The 15169-nt window shown below is 41.9% G+C and carries 15 protein-coding genes; 11 read left to right on the top strand and 4 right to left on the bottom strand.

Annotated features, from left to right (window positions below; all coding sequences use genetic code 11):
* The first annotated feature begins 11 nt into the window (after nt 1-11).
* The 6 genes from GBI66_RS17635 to GBI66_RS17610 all read left to right on the top strand — a co-directional run bounded on the left by GBI66_RS17635 (nt 12) and on the right by GBI66_RS17610 (nt 5338).
* A complete protein-coding gene (locus GBI66_RS17635; RefSeq protein WP_151716984.1) occupies nt 12-998 on the top strand; it encodes an aliphatic sulfonate ABC transporter substrate-binding protein in 987 nt (328 codons plus the stop codon).
* A 32-nt stretch (nt 999-1030) separates the two neighbouring features.
* On the top strand, nt 1031-2206 hold the full coding sequence (ssuD, locus tag GBI66_RS17630; protein WP_151716983.1) for an FMNH2-dependent alkanesulfonate monooxygenase: 1176 nt from the start codon (nt 1031-1033) through the stop codon (nt 2204-2206).
* Nucleotides 2203-3006, top strand: a complete 804-nt coding sequence (gene ssuC / locus GBI66_RS17625; protein WP_005186375.1) for an aliphatic sulfonate ABC transporter permease SsuC — start codon at nt 2203-2205, stop codon at nt 3004-3006. Before ssuD ends, ssuC begins: the two co-directional genes overlap by 4 nt.
* 13 nt (nt 3007-3019) lie before the next feature.
* Nucleotides 3020-3820, top strand: coding sequence for an ABC transporter ATP-binding protein (locus GBI66_RS17620; RefSeq protein ID WP_151716982.1), 801 nt, complete (start codon nt 3020-3022; stop codon nt 3818-3820).
* A gap of 243 nt (nt 3821-4063) precedes the next feature.
* Nucleotides 4064-4675 carry a TetR/AcrR family transcriptional regulator gene (locus tag GBI66_RS17615; RefSeq protein WP_005154234.1) on the top strand — a complete coding sequence of 204 codons (612 nt, stop codon included), beginning with the start codon at nt 4064-4066 and terminating at the stop codon, nt 4673-4675.
* A 321-nt stretch (nt 4676-4996) separates the two neighbouring features.
* The gene (locus GBI66_RS17610; protein ID WP_151716981.1) at nt 4997-5338 is read left to right on the top strand and encodes a hypothetical protein; all 342 of its coding nucleotides are present in this window, start codon (nt 4997-4999) and stop codon (nt 5336-5338) included.
* A gap of 106 nt (nt 5339-5444) precedes the next feature.
* On the opposite strand, the gene GBI66_RS17605 is transcribed toward GBI66_RS17610, so the two are convergent.
* Complete coding sequence (locus GBI66_RS17605) at nt 5445-6011, bottom strand: hypothetical protein (protein ID WP_005218986.1); 567 nt, start codon at nt 6009-6011, stop codon at nt 5445-5447.
* A 63-nt stretch (nt 6012-6074) separates the two neighbouring features.
* Nucleotides 6075-7208: a TDT family transporter gene (locus tag GBI66_RS17600; RefSeq protein WP_151716980.1), complete on the bottom strand. Its 1134-nt coding sequence runs from the start codon at nt 7206-7208 to the stop codon at nt 6075-6077.
* A gap of 206 nt (nt 7209-7414) precedes the next feature.
* Between GBI66_RS17600 and ribF the strand changes: the two genes are divergently transcribed.
* From ribF to GBI66_RS17575, 5 genes are all read left to right on the top strand, one after another.
* Complete coding sequence (gene ribF / locus GBI66_RS17595) at nt 7415-8416, top strand: riboflavin biosynthesis protein RibF (protein WP_151716979.1); 1002 nt, start codon at nt 7415-7417, stop codon at nt 8414-8416.
* A 328-nt stretch (nt 8417-8744) separates the two neighbouring features.
* Complete coding sequence (gene ileS, locus GBI66_RS17590) at nt 8745-11582, top strand: isoleucine--tRNA ligase (protein ID WP_151716978.1); 2838 nt, start codon at nt 8745-8747, stop codon at nt 11580-11582.
* A 4-nt stretch (nt 11583-11586) separates the two neighbouring features.
* Complete coding sequence (gene lspA / locus GBI66_RS17585; RefSeq protein ID WP_171494338.1) at nt 11587-12117, top strand: signal peptidase II; 531 nt, start codon at nt 11587-11589, stop codon at nt 12115-12117.
* 1 nt (nt 12118) lies between these two features.
* The gene (locus tag GBI66_RS17580) at nt 12119-12601 is read left to right on the top strand and encodes a peptidylprolyl isomerase (RefSeq protein WP_005154218.1); all 483 of its coding nucleotides are present in this window, start codon (nt 12119-12121) and stop codon (nt 12599-12601) included.
* A gap of 105 nt (nt 12602-12706) precedes the next feature.
* Nucleotides 12707-13249, top strand: a complete 543-nt coding sequence (locus tag GBI66_RS17575) for an NADPH-dependent FMN reductase (protein ID WP_151716976.1) — start codon at nt 12707-12709, stop codon at nt 13247-13249.
* A 198-nt stretch (nt 13250-13447) separates the two neighbouring features.
* Here GBI66_RS17575 and GBI66_RS17570 read toward each other — a convergent pair whose 3' ends face one another.
* Nucleotides 13448-14173, bottom strand: coding sequence for an AAA family ATPase (locus GBI66_RS17570; RefSeq protein ID WP_151716975.1), 726 nt, complete (start codon nt 14171-14173; stop codon nt 13448-13450).
* 118 nt (nt 14174-14291) lie between these two features.
* Nucleotides 14292-14975 carry a dihydrodipicolinate reductase C-terminal domain-containing protein gene (locus GBI66_RS17565; protein ID WP_151716974.1) on the bottom strand — a complete coding sequence of 228 codons (684 nt, stop codon included), beginning with the start codon at nt 14973-14975 and terminating at the stop codon, nt 14292-14294.
* Nucleotides 14976-15169 lie beyond the last annotated feature (194 nt).

Raw genomic sequence — 15169 nt, 5'->3', positions numbered from 1 at the left:
TGAGGATCACCATGAAGTTGCTAGCTAAAGTTTCTGTTTTGGGATTACTGATCTCTACATTTTCACTGGGTGGTTGCCAGAAGCCAGAACAGAGTACGGAGAAGGCAACTTCAGCAACTGAAAAGACGGCTGTCAAAACCCTATCCATTGGCTTCCAGAAATCCTCCCTCAATTTGTTAGTTGCCAAACAACAAAAGTTATTTGAGCAAGAATTTCCGAAGGCCAAAATTGAATGGCGAGAATTTCCAGCAGGTCCACAAATGCTTGAAGCACTTGCCGTTGGTGCAGTCGATTTTGGTTATGTCGGCAATACCCCACCCATCTTTGCGCAAGCCGCAGCTAAACCATTGAGCTATGTGGCTTATGAAGTGGTTGCACCAACAGGCCAAGCTATATTGGTACATGCCAACGATAAAATCAGCAGCCTGCAAGACTTAAAAGGCAAACGTGTCGCAGTTCAAAAGGGCTCAAGTGCACACGAACTTTTGGCAAAAACCTTGCAGAAAGCGGGTCTATCGTGGCAAGACATTCAACCGATTTGGTTACCTCCTGCCGATGCACGCGCAGCCTTTGACAAGCAGGCTGTTGATGCTTGGGCAATTTGGGAACCCTACTTAGGTACAGCAGAACTGCAAGGCCATAGCAAAACCTTGGTCGATGGCTCTGCTTTTCCAACCACTTATTCTTTTTATATTGGTAATCCTGATTTTATTCAAAAGCATCCTGATTCTGCGCCAAAGCTGATTAAGAGCATCAACATCGCGGATCAGTGGATTGTGCAGCATCAAGATCAGGCACTACAGATTTACGCACAAAGTACGGGGCTGAGCCTTCCTGTGGCGCAACGTGTTTTAGACAAACGACCAAAACCATCACCTGTGCACATCCTCACAACTGAGGTCATAAAGAGTCAGCAACAAATCGCCGATTTATTTAAACAAGAGCAACTCATTCCTGTGCAAATTGATATTCAGCACAGTGTCTGGTCTGCCCAATAAACATTGATTTCATTTTCATAAGGAACATCGACATGAATATTTTCTGGTTTATCCCCACTCATGGTGACAGTCGTTATTTAGGCACCAGCAAGGGTGCTCGTCAGGTCGATCATGCTTATATGAAACAGATTGCAGTTGCCGTGGATAATCTGGGTTATGCAGGCGTACTCATTCCAACAGGACGCTCTTGTGAAGATCCTTGGATTACGGCAGCCAGTTTAATTGATGCAACCACCCAGCTTAAGTTTTTAGTCGCACTTCGTCCTGGGCTGACCACACCAGCACTTGCTGCACGCATGGCAGCCACTTTTGATCGTCTCTCCAATGGCCGTATCCTGCTCAACCTTGTCACAGGTGGTGATGAACAGGAACTCAAAGGTGATGGACTCTATGAAGATCACAGTACCCGTTATCAAACTGCATCTGAATATGTCAAAATCTGGCGCGAAATTCTCACTCGCTCACATACGGGTGAACCGTTTAGCTTTCACGGCGAGCGTCTCAGTGTGGATGATGCCAAACTACTCTATCCACCCGTACAAAAACCTTATCCACCGCTTTGGTTCGGTGGCTCATCAGAAGCGGCAACCGAGCTTGCTGCTGAGCAAGTTGATACCTATTTAACTTGGGGTGAACCTCCTGCTGCTGTGAAAGAAAAAATTGAATATTTACGTGCCAAAGCCGCAGTCAAAGGCCGTACCCTGAATTATGGCATTCGCTTACACGTGATTGTGCGCGAAACCAATGAACAGGCTTGGGCCGCTGCAGATGAACTGATTCAATACCTAGATGATGCAACGATTGCCGCAGCACAGAAAAAATTTGCGCAAATGGATTCAGTAGGTCAGCAACGTATGGCTGCATTACATGGTGGTCGTAAAGATCAACTTGAAGTATCACCGAACCTATGGGCGGGCATCGGCTTAGTCCGTGGTGGTGCAGGTACCGCGCTAGTGGGTGACCCAGAAACCGTTGCTGCACGAATTCAAGAATATGCAGACTTGGGTATTGATACCTTTATTTTCTCAGGTTACCCACATTTGGAAGAGTCAATTCGCTTTGCCGAACTGGTGTTCCCTTTACTGCCACTCAAAACCCGTGAAAAACTGGCGCAACCGCATTTAACTGGGCCTTTCGGAGAAATCATTGCCAATAACTATGTCCCTGAGACCAAGGAACCAAAAACCTTGATCAAGGAGGACGCATGAGTGCAAAACCTTTTTTGAATGATGTTTCACGTGGAACACAAAAAATAGGCAAAGGTCTCCTGCCTTGGCTGTTTCCGATTTTATTGATTTTAATTTGGCAAGCAGCTTCTAGCTCAGGTTTGTTGCAAAGTCGGGTCTTACCTGCCCCAACTGCTGTCGTGAGTGCCTTCTGGCACTTACTGATCAGTGGTGAACTTTGGCAACATGTCAAAGTGAGTGCTGGTCGTGCCTTACTTGGCTTATTGATTGGTGGTGGCTTAGGGTTGGTTTTGGGGCTATTGAATGGTTCGTCCCGTATCGCATCGACTTTACTGGATACCACCTTGCAAATGATCCGTAATATCCCCGCGCTGGCCCTGATTCCACTGGTGATTTTATGGTTTGGGATTGATGAAACTGCCAAGCTATTTTTAGTGGCCGTCGGTGTGTTTTTCCCAATGTACATCAACACTTATCACGGTATCCGCTCGGTTGACCCTCAACTGATAGAAATGGGAAAAAGTTACGGACTCAATCGTTGGCAACTTTATAAAGACATTATTTTACCCGGTGCGATGCCCTCAATTTTAGTTGGGCTACGTTTCTCTTTAGGTCTGGTTTGGGTGCTGTTAATCGTCGCAGAAACTATTTCTGCGCAAGCAGGAATTGGATATATGACCATGAATGCACGAGAGTTTTTACAAACAGATATCGTCTTGGTCGGGATTTTACTGTATGCCCTGCTCGGAAAATTAGCAGATGTATTGGCTCAAGTGTTGGAACGTTATCTACTGCGCTGGCATGCAGGATATCAAAAATAATAAGGACATAAAGATGAGTAACTTAAATTTAAATTTCTACGATAACAACCTGATTCAGCCCGTTACTGAACCAGAAACCATAACCTCGCCAGACAATGGTGCTCATATTCTGATTGAGCAACTGTATAAATTTTATGGCGAGGTCAAAGTCCTTGAAGACCTTGATCTGAATATTCAAGCGGGTGAGTTTGTTGCCATCGTTGGCCGTAGCGGCTGTGGTAAAAGCACCCTGCTGCGTTTGATTGCCCAACTCGAAAAAGCCAGTTATGGCGAAATCAAGTTCCAATCCGCTCGCAATTTCCGTGAAGGCATTATCAACCACGATATTCGTGTAATGTTCCAAGATCCACGCCTGTTACCATGGAAAAGCATAATACAAAACGTACAATTGGGTTTGCCTAAAAATCAGCATCAGCTTGCAGAAGCATTGCTAGAAAAAGTCGGGCTAAAAGACAAGGCGACGCAATGGCCAGCTCAGCTCTCAGGTGGGCAACGCCAACGCGCTGCGCTTGCACGAGCGCTTTCCCATACACCCCGTATTTTGCTGCTAGATGAACCACTCGGCGCCTTAGATGCACTGACTCGCTTGGAAATGCAGAACCTGATTGAACGCCTTTGGAAAGAACAAGGGTTTACCGCCATCTTAGTTACGCATGATGTCAGTGAAGCGGTTCAACTTGCCGATCGGATTATTCTTTTAGATCAAGGGCATATCGCCCATAGTTTTCAGGTCAATCTACCACGACCACGTAAAAAAAGTATTGCATTCGCTCAACTCGAGCAACAAGTCCTCGATGCGGTTTTAGCCACCTAAAGCCGCATTCATTTGCACTAAAATGTGACCAAAATAATAAAAAATTAGCGCTCTTTTTCCCTGATCAGAAAAAAATTATTTACAAAATATGTATGCATTTTTTTAGATTTCAATAATTATCAAATACATCGTTAGCATTGGCCTAAAAAGTATATTTTTTTCGATAAAAAAATTGCGCAATTGTGCACAAATCCGACAATTTATCTTACAATGTCAATGACATTTTTTGAATCAAGCTCGCAGATGGAACAGAAGAAAAGTACACAAAAGCGCAATCAACTGCTGAATGCTGCCCTAGATGTTTTTTCCGTCTATGGGTTTAGTGGTGCCAGCCTCGATGAGATTGCACAGCTCGCAAATATGCATAAATCGAATATTTTCTATTACTATGAAAATAAAGAATCGCTTTATGTCGAAGTGCTCACCACTGTATTGCAAAAGTGGCTTGCACCCTTACAAACCTTAGAGTCTGAGCTTGAGCCAACTGAAGCACTTACTCACTATTTGATTCAAAAAATTGAAAGCTCACGTGATCAACCGAAAGCGTCACGTTTATTTGCTCTCGAAATTATTCAAGGTGCGCCGCATATTTTGCCAATCTTAAAAGGCCCTTTGAAAAAGCTATTTAAGCGTAAAACCAAGGTGATTCAAACTTGGCAAGAACAAGGAAAATTGTCGGCAGAGGTCGATCCAGAACTATTGATTCTCAACATTTGGGCGATCACGCAAAATTATGCTGATTTTTCGACGCAAATGGAAATGGTCACAGGTAAAACCTTACGTAACCGTAGCATGTATCAACGTACCATCGAACATACTATCCATGTGATGCTATACGGCGTGTTACCTCGTTAAGTTTTCTTATAAAAGCCTGAGTTTTAGCGATTGGCGTACACTTAAAAAGCGACTTTGTGAGTCGCTTTTTTCGATTAAATGCGTGAGAATTTTATTAAGTTGATCTAAACAAAATAATGGAACAATGACCAATAAACCTATATGAAACATGAAGAATCACGAAAAAACCGTTCTAGTGCGCAGAACACAAAACGGTATTCGCTAAGATATTGATACTAAATTTAAAAATCTCAAGCATCTTGTATAAGGTATATTATGTTAATTTTAGATAAATTTTATAATGTATAGTAATTCCACTTGATAATAGGAGATTTAAAAATAATGAGTTTTTTCACAGAATTACAAATTAGACATACTGACTTTGATGAGTTGGACCTTTCGTCAGAAAAGCAAAAAATTTTGGAAATATTGAAAAATGATGGAATTCATGAAGAGGTCTATAGCAATTTAGCCACAGCATTTGCTAATGGTAAAGATAGTCTTAATGTTGATCCTATTTATTGTTTTGAGCTAATAGAAAAAATAATAAAGCTATTTCCTAGTTCTAATTTTGAATGTCGTGGACTTGGTGAAGAGTATTTTTATACATGGATCATTTGTGTTGAAAATGGTCAAATTATTTTTAAGTATGAGCCATGGGAAAGTGAAAACCCTTTCATTTAATATAATTGCCACCACTCGAATTAAATAAAAAATAATTATTTTATTTCAACAATCTACCAACACACAAAAGTCTACCCATACATACTACAACGTTAGATATTTACATTTAAAAATGTGCTTGATACAGCGCCAATAATTTTTGTGCACCAAGCAACAAGTTCTCCTCCCAGTCCAGATGCGCAGTATCATTGGCACCATCTGTAATATATTTGACTGAAATCAAACGCACACCTAACTTTTGGCACACTTTAGCCAAGGCATAGGCTTCCATATCGACGAGGTTACAACTGACTTTAGGAATCCCTGTTTCAAAAGAATCACCCGTTCCACAGATCCCTTTAGGTAAAAGCTCAAAATGTGGCTGAGTATGGATCTCTGCTGGAATTTCATCATCCATCGGGGTGACCCCAACTGCAAAACCTAAAGGAGACACGTCCATATCACGTTGTACGAAAGTAATCACCTCAACCAAACTGTGTGCATCAAAGTGCGAACTGCCTGCACTCCCTAAATTTATGAGGGTTTTACAGCCCGTCTTTTGAATCACCTCAAATGCCTTGAATGCCGCATTAATTTTGCCGATGCCACTGTAATGAACGTCAATACCTGCTTGCTCAAATAAACCTTTAGATTCATTCGGCAAAGCCATAATCAGAGCAATATCAGCATTCATAAAAAAGACTCGTTCAAATCAAAATAGAGACACAAAAAAGGTGTGCTTCGGCACACCTTGATATTATTGCATCTTCTGCTGTAAGGCGACCAAACAGGGAGAGAAAAATAATTGACCGCTATACGCCCCTGCCAGTGTTTTCTTCATTACCAATGCCCATAGACCAACCAATAACACACTTAAAACCACAGCCGCATACTGTAAGAAATCGATATGTAATTGATGCGCTAAATTAAAGATTGCCAAGATAAAGACACCGAATGGGAAAGTCAGTCCCCACCAACCTAAGTTAAATGGAATACCAGTACGCATATGGCGCAGTGTGGTCAAGATCGCAATCCCAAACCACCATAAACCAAAACCTAATAACACCAAACTGGCCACAATGCCCAAGGCTGGAAGTAATGTCGCTAAGCCTTCAAAGCCCATCGCCTGCATAATCCGTGGCGCTTGCTCACCCAGTAATAATAACGCTAATGCACCTGTTCCAATCGGCCCTAAACATAACCAGCTAGAAATTGCGACTTCTTTCTCTGGCAATTGATGCAAGGCCAAACGCAACATCAAAATGGTTAAGATCGCAAAAGCAGGTAGTACAGAAATACCCCACAACACATAGCCTGTGATCAAGATGGTTAATGCATGTTGATCACAGGCTATGTGTTGTAATAGCAGCCCCGCAGAGCTGGCAGCGACTTCACAGGCCACAATTGGGAGTAACCATACCGCAGTCATACGATGTAATTGATGATCTTGGCAGCTAAACATACAAAATGGCACCACCCACGCAATCACTACTGCAAGAACCACATCGATATACCAAAGGTAAGTGGCAATCTGAACGGCAATATCGCCATATAAATGGGTACCGAAACTGAGAAAACCATTGGCAATCGTCGCTAAACCCATCGGAATCGCACCGAGGAATAAGCTCATGTTGGGGTGAGTAAAAATCTGCTTGGCTTCAGTTGGAAATAAAATCCAGCGTAAGATATACAGCACGCTAAAGGTGCTAAATAATAAAATATTAAATTGCCATAATTTGGTCGCAAGCATAAATAAGACAGATGAAGCGAAAGGCAGCTGTGCTAAAATCATCGCCACCACACCCGTTCCCATGGTTGCAGTAAACCAGTTCGGGGTAAAATGGCGAATCACATCGGTGCTCTGCTCTAGCTGATAAAACGGCTTTTTCATCTCTATCTCGATATCAAGCGACTATGAAGCTATTTTAATAGAACCCCTAAATAAGAAAAATTGATTTATTTTTATTTAATGAATCAATTTAATTGATATAAAACTTCTAAATATTGAAAATTTCCTGTGTAAAAACACAACAACAAGACGAAACGCTGAGAATATGGCAATATATAGCCTTTGCAAAATCACTGTATTTAACGCCCATGAAGTTGCTTCGTCTCAACGCATTATCGCCAGATTTTCAGTTACCCCCAACTGCGGTAACGATTGGCAATTTTGATGGTGTCCATCTCGGCCATCAAGCGATGATTGCTCAACTCAAAACGTTGGCTGAAGCGCAAGGCTTAAAAACATTGGTGATGATTTTTGAGCCACAACCACTTGAATTTTTTAAAGGTTATGATGCACCGCCACGAATCAGCTCGCTCAGAGAAAAAGTAGAATATTTAACTGAGCTCGGTGTGGACTACATTGCAGTTGCGAAATTTGACCAATATTTTAGAAGTTTAAATGCCACTGAATTTGCCGACCTACTCAAATTAAAACTCAATGCACAAAGCTTGGTGCTAGGCGATGATTTTCATTTTGGCAAAGACCGCCAAGGCAACAGTGAATTCTTACGTGACTACGGTTTTGATGTCACCAATTTAAATACTGTGGCTTTAAATAATGAACGTGTCAGTTCAACCCGTATTCGTCAGGTCCTTCAACAGGGTGATCTGGCATTAGCGGCAAAACTATTGGGCCGTCCTTATAGCATCACAGGCCGAGTGCAATATGGCGATCAGATTGGTCGTACCCTTGATTTTCCAACGATTAATGTGCGTTTAAACCGTCATAAACCCTGTTTAAACGGGATTTATGCGGTGGATGTGGTCTGTGAAAATGCTTCACTTACAGCGAAAGTACAACATGCAAATCCAGCCCTAAACGGGATTGCAGGCTATCAAGCTGACAGTTTGTTTGGTGCAGGTCATGTGGGGACACGCCCCGCCATCAAACAAGACCAGCCAGAATGGCGATTAGAGGTACATTTCCCTGATGTTTCTGCTAATCTGTATGGCTTATTGATGCGGGTAACCTTTCTTCACTATTTGCATGGTGAACTGAATTACCCTTCGCTTGAAGCCCTCAAAGCCGGAATTGATGATGATGTGCAAAAGTTACGAGACTATCGTACTAACACAGCTGAATTTCCTTTTTAAATTTAATTAGTAGGGTTTGTTTACACTTCATAATGCTTGCGATAGAGGAGTTTTTTAGACGATACAAGGCATGACTTGCGAAATTTAGTCATTCTAAATGAGCCAAGTTATAACGCAGTAGCGGCAAAAAATATCCCTGTCCTGAAGGGTTATAGCTAAAACTGCCCCAAACATCGTTATGAAACTTGACAAGGGGATCGCCATTGCCTACGTTTCATGCCTTGTTTGTGTGGTTTTAGCCAATAACGCAAGGCATGGCTGAAGTGTTAACAGACCCTAAAGTAATACATGTCAGTTTACAAACTGATCAAACTGGAAGAAAACTTGCATGAGCGATAAGCAAACTCCTGAAAATGCAGTGGATTATAAAGCCACACTCAATTTGCCAGCGACTGAATTTGCCATGAAGGCAAACTTGGCTGTGCGTGAAGCCAAATGGTTAGAAGAGTGGTATGCCGACAACATTTATCAGCAGATTCGTGAAGCGCGTATTGGCAAGAAAAAATATGTACTGCATGACGGCCCTCCATATGCCAATGGTCAAATCCATTTAGGCCATGCAGTCAATAAAGTGTTAAAAGACATCATTATTAAAAGCCGCGTTTTAGATGGCTTCGATGCACCGTATGTGCCGGGTTGGGACTGTCACGGCCTACCAATTGAGCTTAAAGTCGAAGAAAAAGTCGGTAAAGTGGGCGTTAAAGTTGATGCCTCAACTTTCCGTAAGGCTTGCCGTGAATATGCGTATACGCAAGTCGAACTACAGAAGAAAGACTTTGTGCGTATGGGCGTGTTTGGTGATTGGGACAATCCATACCTCACCATGAACTTCAAGCAAGAAGCTGACATCGTGCGTGCCTTGGGTGCGATTGCCAAAGCAGGTCATATCGAACCAGGTTTAAAACCTGTGAACTGGTGTATGGACTGTGGTTCGTCATTGGCTGAAGCCGAAGTTGAATACGAAGATAAAAAATCAGATGCCATTGATGTTGGCTTCACGGTTGTTGATCTTAAAGAGCTCAGCGCACGTTTGAATGTTGATGTTCAAGATGCCACGGATATCGTCATTTGGACCACCACACCATGGACCTTGCCTGCCAACCAAGCAGTCGCGCTACATGCTGATATCGACTATCAATTGGTTCAAGTGACCACTGACCGCGGTACGCAAAACTTTATTTTGGCGAAAGACTTGGTTGAGTCAGCGATCGAACGTTACAAACTGGAAAACCCAGTTGTACTCGCTGATTTCAAAGGTGCTGCAATTGAGAACCTTCTTTTACAACATCCGCTGTTGGCAGATCGTCAAGTCCCTGTCATTTTAGGCGAGCACGTGATTGCAACTAGCGGTACAGGTGCCGTTCATACTGCACCAGGCCATGGTGTAGACGATTATAAAGTCGGTTTGTTGTATCAATTAAAAGTTGAAAACCCAGTGGGTGGTAATGGTGTTTATTTACCAACATCACCTATTTTTGCAGGGGAACATATCTATAAAGCCAACCCTCAAATCATTGAAGCATTGGGTACAGTCGGTCGTCTATGGGCCCATCAGCCAATTAAACATAGCTATCCGCACTGCTGGCGCCATAAAACTCCAATTATCTTCCGTGCGACACCACAATGGTTCATCAGCATGGATGCCAATGGCCTGCGCCAAAATGCATTAAATGCAATTGAAAATGATATCGAATTTGTGCCTGATTGGGGACAAAGCCGTATTCAGTCGATGATTGAAGGTCGTCCAGATTGGTGTATCTCACGTCAACGTACTTGGGGTGTGCCAATCCCATTTTTCGTGCACAAAGATACCAATGCATTGCACCCACGTACGCCTGAATTGATCGAAGAAGTGGCTAAACTGATCGAACAAGAAGGTATCGATGGTTGGTATAACCGTGAAGCGAGTGAGTTCATCGGTGCTGATGCAGAACAATATAATGCGGTACGCGATACCTTAGACGTTTGGTTTGACTCAGGAACTACACACTACGCTGTGCTGCGTGAACGTGATGATCTACAAGATCCAGCAGACTTATATCTTGAGGGTTCAGATCAACACCGTGGCTGGTTCCAATCGTCGTTGTTAACCTCGATCGCGATCAATGAACGCGCACCATATAAAGGTCTACTCACCCACGGTTTTGTGGTTGATGAGAAAGGTCGTAAGATGTCTAAATCATTAGGCAACATCATTACCCCACAAGACATTATCAAAGATATGGGCGCTGATGGCTTACGTTTCTGGATCGCATCTGCTGACTACCGTTACGAAATGACAGCTGGTAAAGAAATCTTTAGCCGCGCGTCAGATGGTTATCGTCGTATTCGTAATACCTTACGTTTCTTGTTGGCAAACTTGAATGGCTTCAAACCATCAACAGATGCGTTACCAGTCGACCAGTTGATTGCATTGGACCAGTACATCTTGCAACGCGCTGCTGAGGTTCAAAAAACCATTCAGCAAGCCTATGAAGAGATGAACTTCCATATCGTCACTAATGCACTAACAAGCTTCTGTATTAATGACTTGGGTGGTTTCTACCTCGACATCATCAAAGATCGTCAGTACACCACCAAAGCGGATTCACAGGCACGTCGTTCGGCACAAACTGCGCTATATCATATCGTACAGGCCTTTGTTCGCTGGATGTCGCCAATCTTGAGCTTCACGGCACAAGAAGCTTGGCCACTCATTCCTGAACAAACGGGTAAATATGTGTTTACCGCTGAATGGTATGACATCCCAACTGCATCAACAGCAAACTTACTGTCTGAAGCAGATTGGCAAACATTGATTAGCGTAAAATCAGCAGTAAATAAACAGATTGAAGCAGCACGTAACGCTAAACTCATCGGTAGTAATCTATCTGCTAAAGTTGAACTTTGGGCAGATGAAGCATTACAAACATTGTTAAACCAATTGGCTGATGAATTACGTTTTGTCTTGATTACCTCTCAAGTCATCGTTCACCCTTATGCTGAACAAGGCGAAAGTACAGACCTCCAAGGTCTGCGTGTGCAAGTTTCGGCGGCAGATGGTGAAAAGTGTGTACGTTGCTGGCATGTATTGCCTGATGTAAATACACACGTTGGTCATACTGGTTTATGCGCTCGTTGTATTATCAATGTCACTGGCAGTGGCGAAGTGAGAAAATATGCATAATTCTGTGCAAACTAGCCCAGCAAAAAAAGGCTTATTCCAATTTTATCCGCATAACCTGCTTTGGCTTGGACTTTCAGTCCTTGCCATTGTGCTGGACCAATGGACCAAATGGATTGCCAGTTCACATTTAAATTATGCAGATCCTGTTCCTGTACTGCCCTTTTTAAATTGGACGCTGTTGCATAACTATGGTGCAGCATTCAGCTTTTTGTCGGATGCAGGTGGCTGGCAACGCTACTTCTTTACCTCATTAGCAGGTTTTGTTTCGGTGATTTTTGTTTTCTGGCTGATGCGCATGCCTAAGAAAATGATTGTATTACCGATGGCAATTGCATTGATTCTTGGTGGAGCAATTGGCAATCTGATTGACCGTGTCAGCTTAGGCTATGTGGTCGACTTTATTCATGTTTATTATCAAAACAGCCATTTCCCAGCCTTCAACCTTGCAGATAGCTCAATTACCCTAGGCACGATTTTGCTGCTGATTGATACTTTCTTCTTAGAGAAGAAACGCAACCAAAATGCGGATGCATAAGATGAACGAAATTATCCAACCAAACGAAGAAATCCGTATTCAAGAAGGCTCAAAAGTCGACTTACATTTTTCTGTATCGGTTGAAAATGGTGTTGAAATCGACAATACCCGTGGTCGTGAAGAGCCTGTCAGCCTTGTGATTGGTGATGGCAACCTGTTACCAGGGTTTGAAAAGGCTTTATTTGGTTTACGTGCAGGCGACCGTCGTACTGTACATTTACCACCTGAAGATGCTTTTGGACCTTGGAATGCCGAAAATATCCAAATCTTTGATACGGTTAAATTTGAACAACGCCCAATCGTGGGTCATATGATTGAGTTTGAAGACAAGGCCAAAGCTACACTGTTTGGCGTTGTAAAATCAGTCAATGATGACACCACAGAAATCGATTTTAATCATCCACTGGCAGGCAAAAATATTACTTTTGAAGTGGAAATCTTCAAAGTCACCCCAGCAGGCCAGCAAGGCATCAAATTGATGTAACAAAAAAGCTCTCAAATGAGAGCTTTTTTTATCGCCTAAAAAAAGTATAAGATCATTTAAAGGCATTCATTTTTAAAATCAAAGCAATAACACAGGAATTTAAACATGCTGATTTATATTATTGTTGGTAGTGTTCGGGAAGGTCGTACAGCGATCAAAGTCGCAAATTGGGTACAACAAGCGACAACTGAACTCGCATTAAAAGATATTCAAACCGAAGTTGTTGATCTTAAGGAATGGGACTTACCGCTATTTGCAGGTTCTCATCCACCTGCGACAGGCATCTATGATCAGCCGAAACAACAGCAATGGGCGGATAAAATTGCGCAGGCACAGGCGTTTATCTTCATTAGCCCTGAATATAACCATGGCTATAGTCCAGCACTGAAGAATGCCTTGGATTATGTGGGTAAAGAATGGCAAGGCAAACCTGCAGCCTTTATCGGCTATGGTTCAACCAATGGCTCACGTTCAATCAGTCAAATTCGCCAAGTAACCTCAAGCTTAGGTCTAGTTGATCCAAATGCTGTGATTGAAATTCGCGACATCTTTAAACGTAATAAAGACGACAACTTTGAAGCTAATGAGTTTGAAGTGAAAGGATTAGCAGCGCTGATTAGCAAACTACAGAAGTATCATATCGCTTAGTTGTACGCCTAAGCGTACATTGATCAGGTCAATTTACGTCTGTTCCACTTTCGACTTAGTCGCTAATATATGAATCATAGAGAGACAGGAAGTCTCATTGAGAATAATAAAACACACAGGACGTGGTCGTTAATAGGATATCAACGACATAAACTGAATATGAAGAAGCCCCGTCAGGATGATGGGGCTTCTTTTTATCTATTCTTTCTCTAACAACTGCTGGATTCTCTTTTGATAATTATTTAAAAAATCCTTTGTTACCCGAAAATGCTCTGTTTCTTCATAAGATATTTCTTTAATCCCTGAATCCGAAAACTGATAAATTTTGGCATTTGGATAAGCCAATAAAATGGGAGAATGGGTGGCAATAATAAATTGAGATTGCTCCCGACATAAGCGATCCAAAACCGATAAAGTTGTCATCAACATTGTTGGAGACAAGGCTGCTTCTGGCTCATCCAATAGATATAAACCTTTCCCTTTTAATTTAATTGTTAATAGTTTTAAGAAAGCCTCTCCATGCGAGCGCAAATGTATATCGCCCCCATACTCCACCAAATAGTTTACTTGTTTCATATAGGTTGCAACGTTATAGAAGCTCTCGGCACGCAAAAAGTAGTAATCTTGAGGCTTCTTATAGCTTTTTATTGTTCGAATCGCCTGATGCAAATCAGAAGCCGTTGTTGCCGTATTTAATTGCACATTCCGTGTTCCACCTTCTTCTGAAAAACCCAAAGCAAGTGCTAAAGCTTCAAGAATAGTCGATTTCCCTGAACCATTCTCACCAACAAAAAAAGTGACTTCTGGATGGAACTCGATACTTTCTAAATCATTAACAGCAGGAACGACATAAGGATAACTGGCCCAATCCAAGGACTCAGGAGATTTAAACTTCACAGCTCGAATATAAGGTCTTTCTTGCATAAAACATTGGCAAAACGATTTGTTATAGCATGCTAGATTTTAAGTTCGAAAAATACCTTCATTCATTTATGAACGTCTTGTACTGTCGTATTGCTCAAATGATCTCTTCAGACCTTATCTAAATCCAATGATTATCAATGAGCTCCATGACATCATATAACCGTTTTTCTAAGTGATTGCTCCCTACAGCACAAATAATGTCTTTCACCCCATCTACATATGGTGAATCACCTAAAACCTTTGTTTCCAAAACAATTGAACACGATTTATCATCTGATATTTGAATACGATGATATGCATGTCGAGCTAGATTTTGTTCAGGAATCCCAAGCTCAAATTGCTGTCTTTTCACATCACGTACGGATTCGATTGCATCATCCTGCATACTGAGTGACTTGGCCATCGCCACCGCTGTTCCAGGTACAGATGTTTTATTGGCTTGATGAGATTCAATGATACTTATTTGATATTGGCTGAAATTTCGCCCACTTTTTTCAATCATTTTCATAAATTTAAGCATTAATATATTGGTATTTGGGCATAAAACTACTGGGATATTCAAATAATCTTGCTTGTAATCAATATCCGTTGATAGCTCAATAAGCGTAGAACCTGTTTGTTTACAATAAGAAACTGCCTCATTTAGCTCTCTGCCAGAACCAGCATGTACGACAATCGCTATCTCAGCTTCATTATTATTTCGATCAGCCCAAGCGAAGACTTTATATTCTTGATTAAAATCCAGTCCTTTGAGTAATTCATTCGCTAATTTACCAGAGCCAATAATATATACATTAGTCATAAATTAAGATTTGTAGAAGATTTTCTTTATTTTAATCTATTTCCCACGACCTATTTTCTTCCACCCAATAAAAAACACCCCCAGCCGTTAGGTTGGGGGTGTTTGATATTTAAAAGCTGGCGATGACTTACTCTCACATGGCAAGTGCCACACTACCATCAGCGCTAAGAGGTTTCACTTCTGAGTTCGGGAAG

The organism is Acinetobacter sp. TUM15071 (genome assembly GCF_008980925.1).
GTDB lineage: Bacteria > Pseudomonadota > Gammaproteobacteria > Pseudomonadales > Moraxellaceae > Acinetobacter > Acinetobacter dispersus.
Note: the sequence above shows the minus strand (reverse complement) of the source record. Positions and strands in the feature narration are given on the sequence as shown.

Bases quoted from the DNA above. Each gene is read 5' to 3' on its own strand.
- GBI66_RS17635 (WP_151716984.1), top strand. From the start codon at position 12: ATGAAGTTGCTAGCTAAAGTTTCTGTTTTGGGATTACTGATCTCTACA.
- ssuD (WP_151716983.1), top strand. From the start codon at position 1,031: ATGAATATTTTCTGGTTTATCCCCACTCATGGTGACAGTCGTTATTTA.
- ssuC (WP_005186375.1), top strand. From the start codon at position 2,203: ATGAGTGCAAAACCTTTTTTGAATGATGTTTCACGTGGAACACAAAAA.
- GBI66_RS17620 (WP_151716982.1), top strand. From the start codon at position 3,020: ATGAGTAACTTAAATTTAAATTTCTACGATAACAACCTGATTCAGCCC.
- GBI66_RS17615 (WP_005154234.1), top strand. From the start codon at position 4,064: ATGGAACAGAAGAAAAGTACACAAAAGCGCAATCAACTGCTGAATGCT.
- GBI66_RS17610 (WP_151716981.1), top strand. From the start codon at position 4,997: ATGAGTTTTTTCACAGAATTACAAATTAGACATACTGACTTTGATGAG.
- GBI66_RS17605 (WP_005218986.1), bottom strand. From the start codon at position 6,011: ATGAATGCTGATATTGCTCTGATTATGGCTTTGCCGAATGAATCTAAA.
- GBI66_RS17600 (WP_151716980.1), bottom strand. From the start codon at position 7,208: ATGAAAAAGCCGTTTTATCAGCTAGAGCAGAGCACCGATGTGATTCGC.
- ribF (WP_151716979.1), top strand. From the start codon at position 7,415: ATGAAGTTGCTTCGTCTCAACGCATTATCGCCAGATTTTCAGTTACCC.
- ileS (WP_151716978.1), top strand. From the start codon at position 8,745: ATGAGCGATAAGCAAACTCCTGAAAATGCAGTGGATTATAAAGCCACA.
- GBI66_RS17580 (WP_005154218.1), top strand. From the start codon at position 12,119: ATGAACGAAATTATCCAACCAAACGAAGAAATCCGTATTCAAGAAGGC.
- GBI66_RS17575 (WP_151716976.1), top strand. From the start codon at position 12,707: ATGCTGATTTATATTATTGTTGGTAGTGTTCGGGAAGGTCGTACAGCG.
- GBI66_RS17570 (WP_151716975.1), bottom strand. From the start codon at position 14,173: ATGCAAGAAAGACCTTATATTCGAGCTGTGAAGTTTAAATCTCCTGAG.
- GBI66_RS17565 (WP_151716974.1), bottom strand. From the start codon at position 14,975: ATGACTAATGTATATATTATTGGCTCTGGTAAATTAGCGAATGAATTA.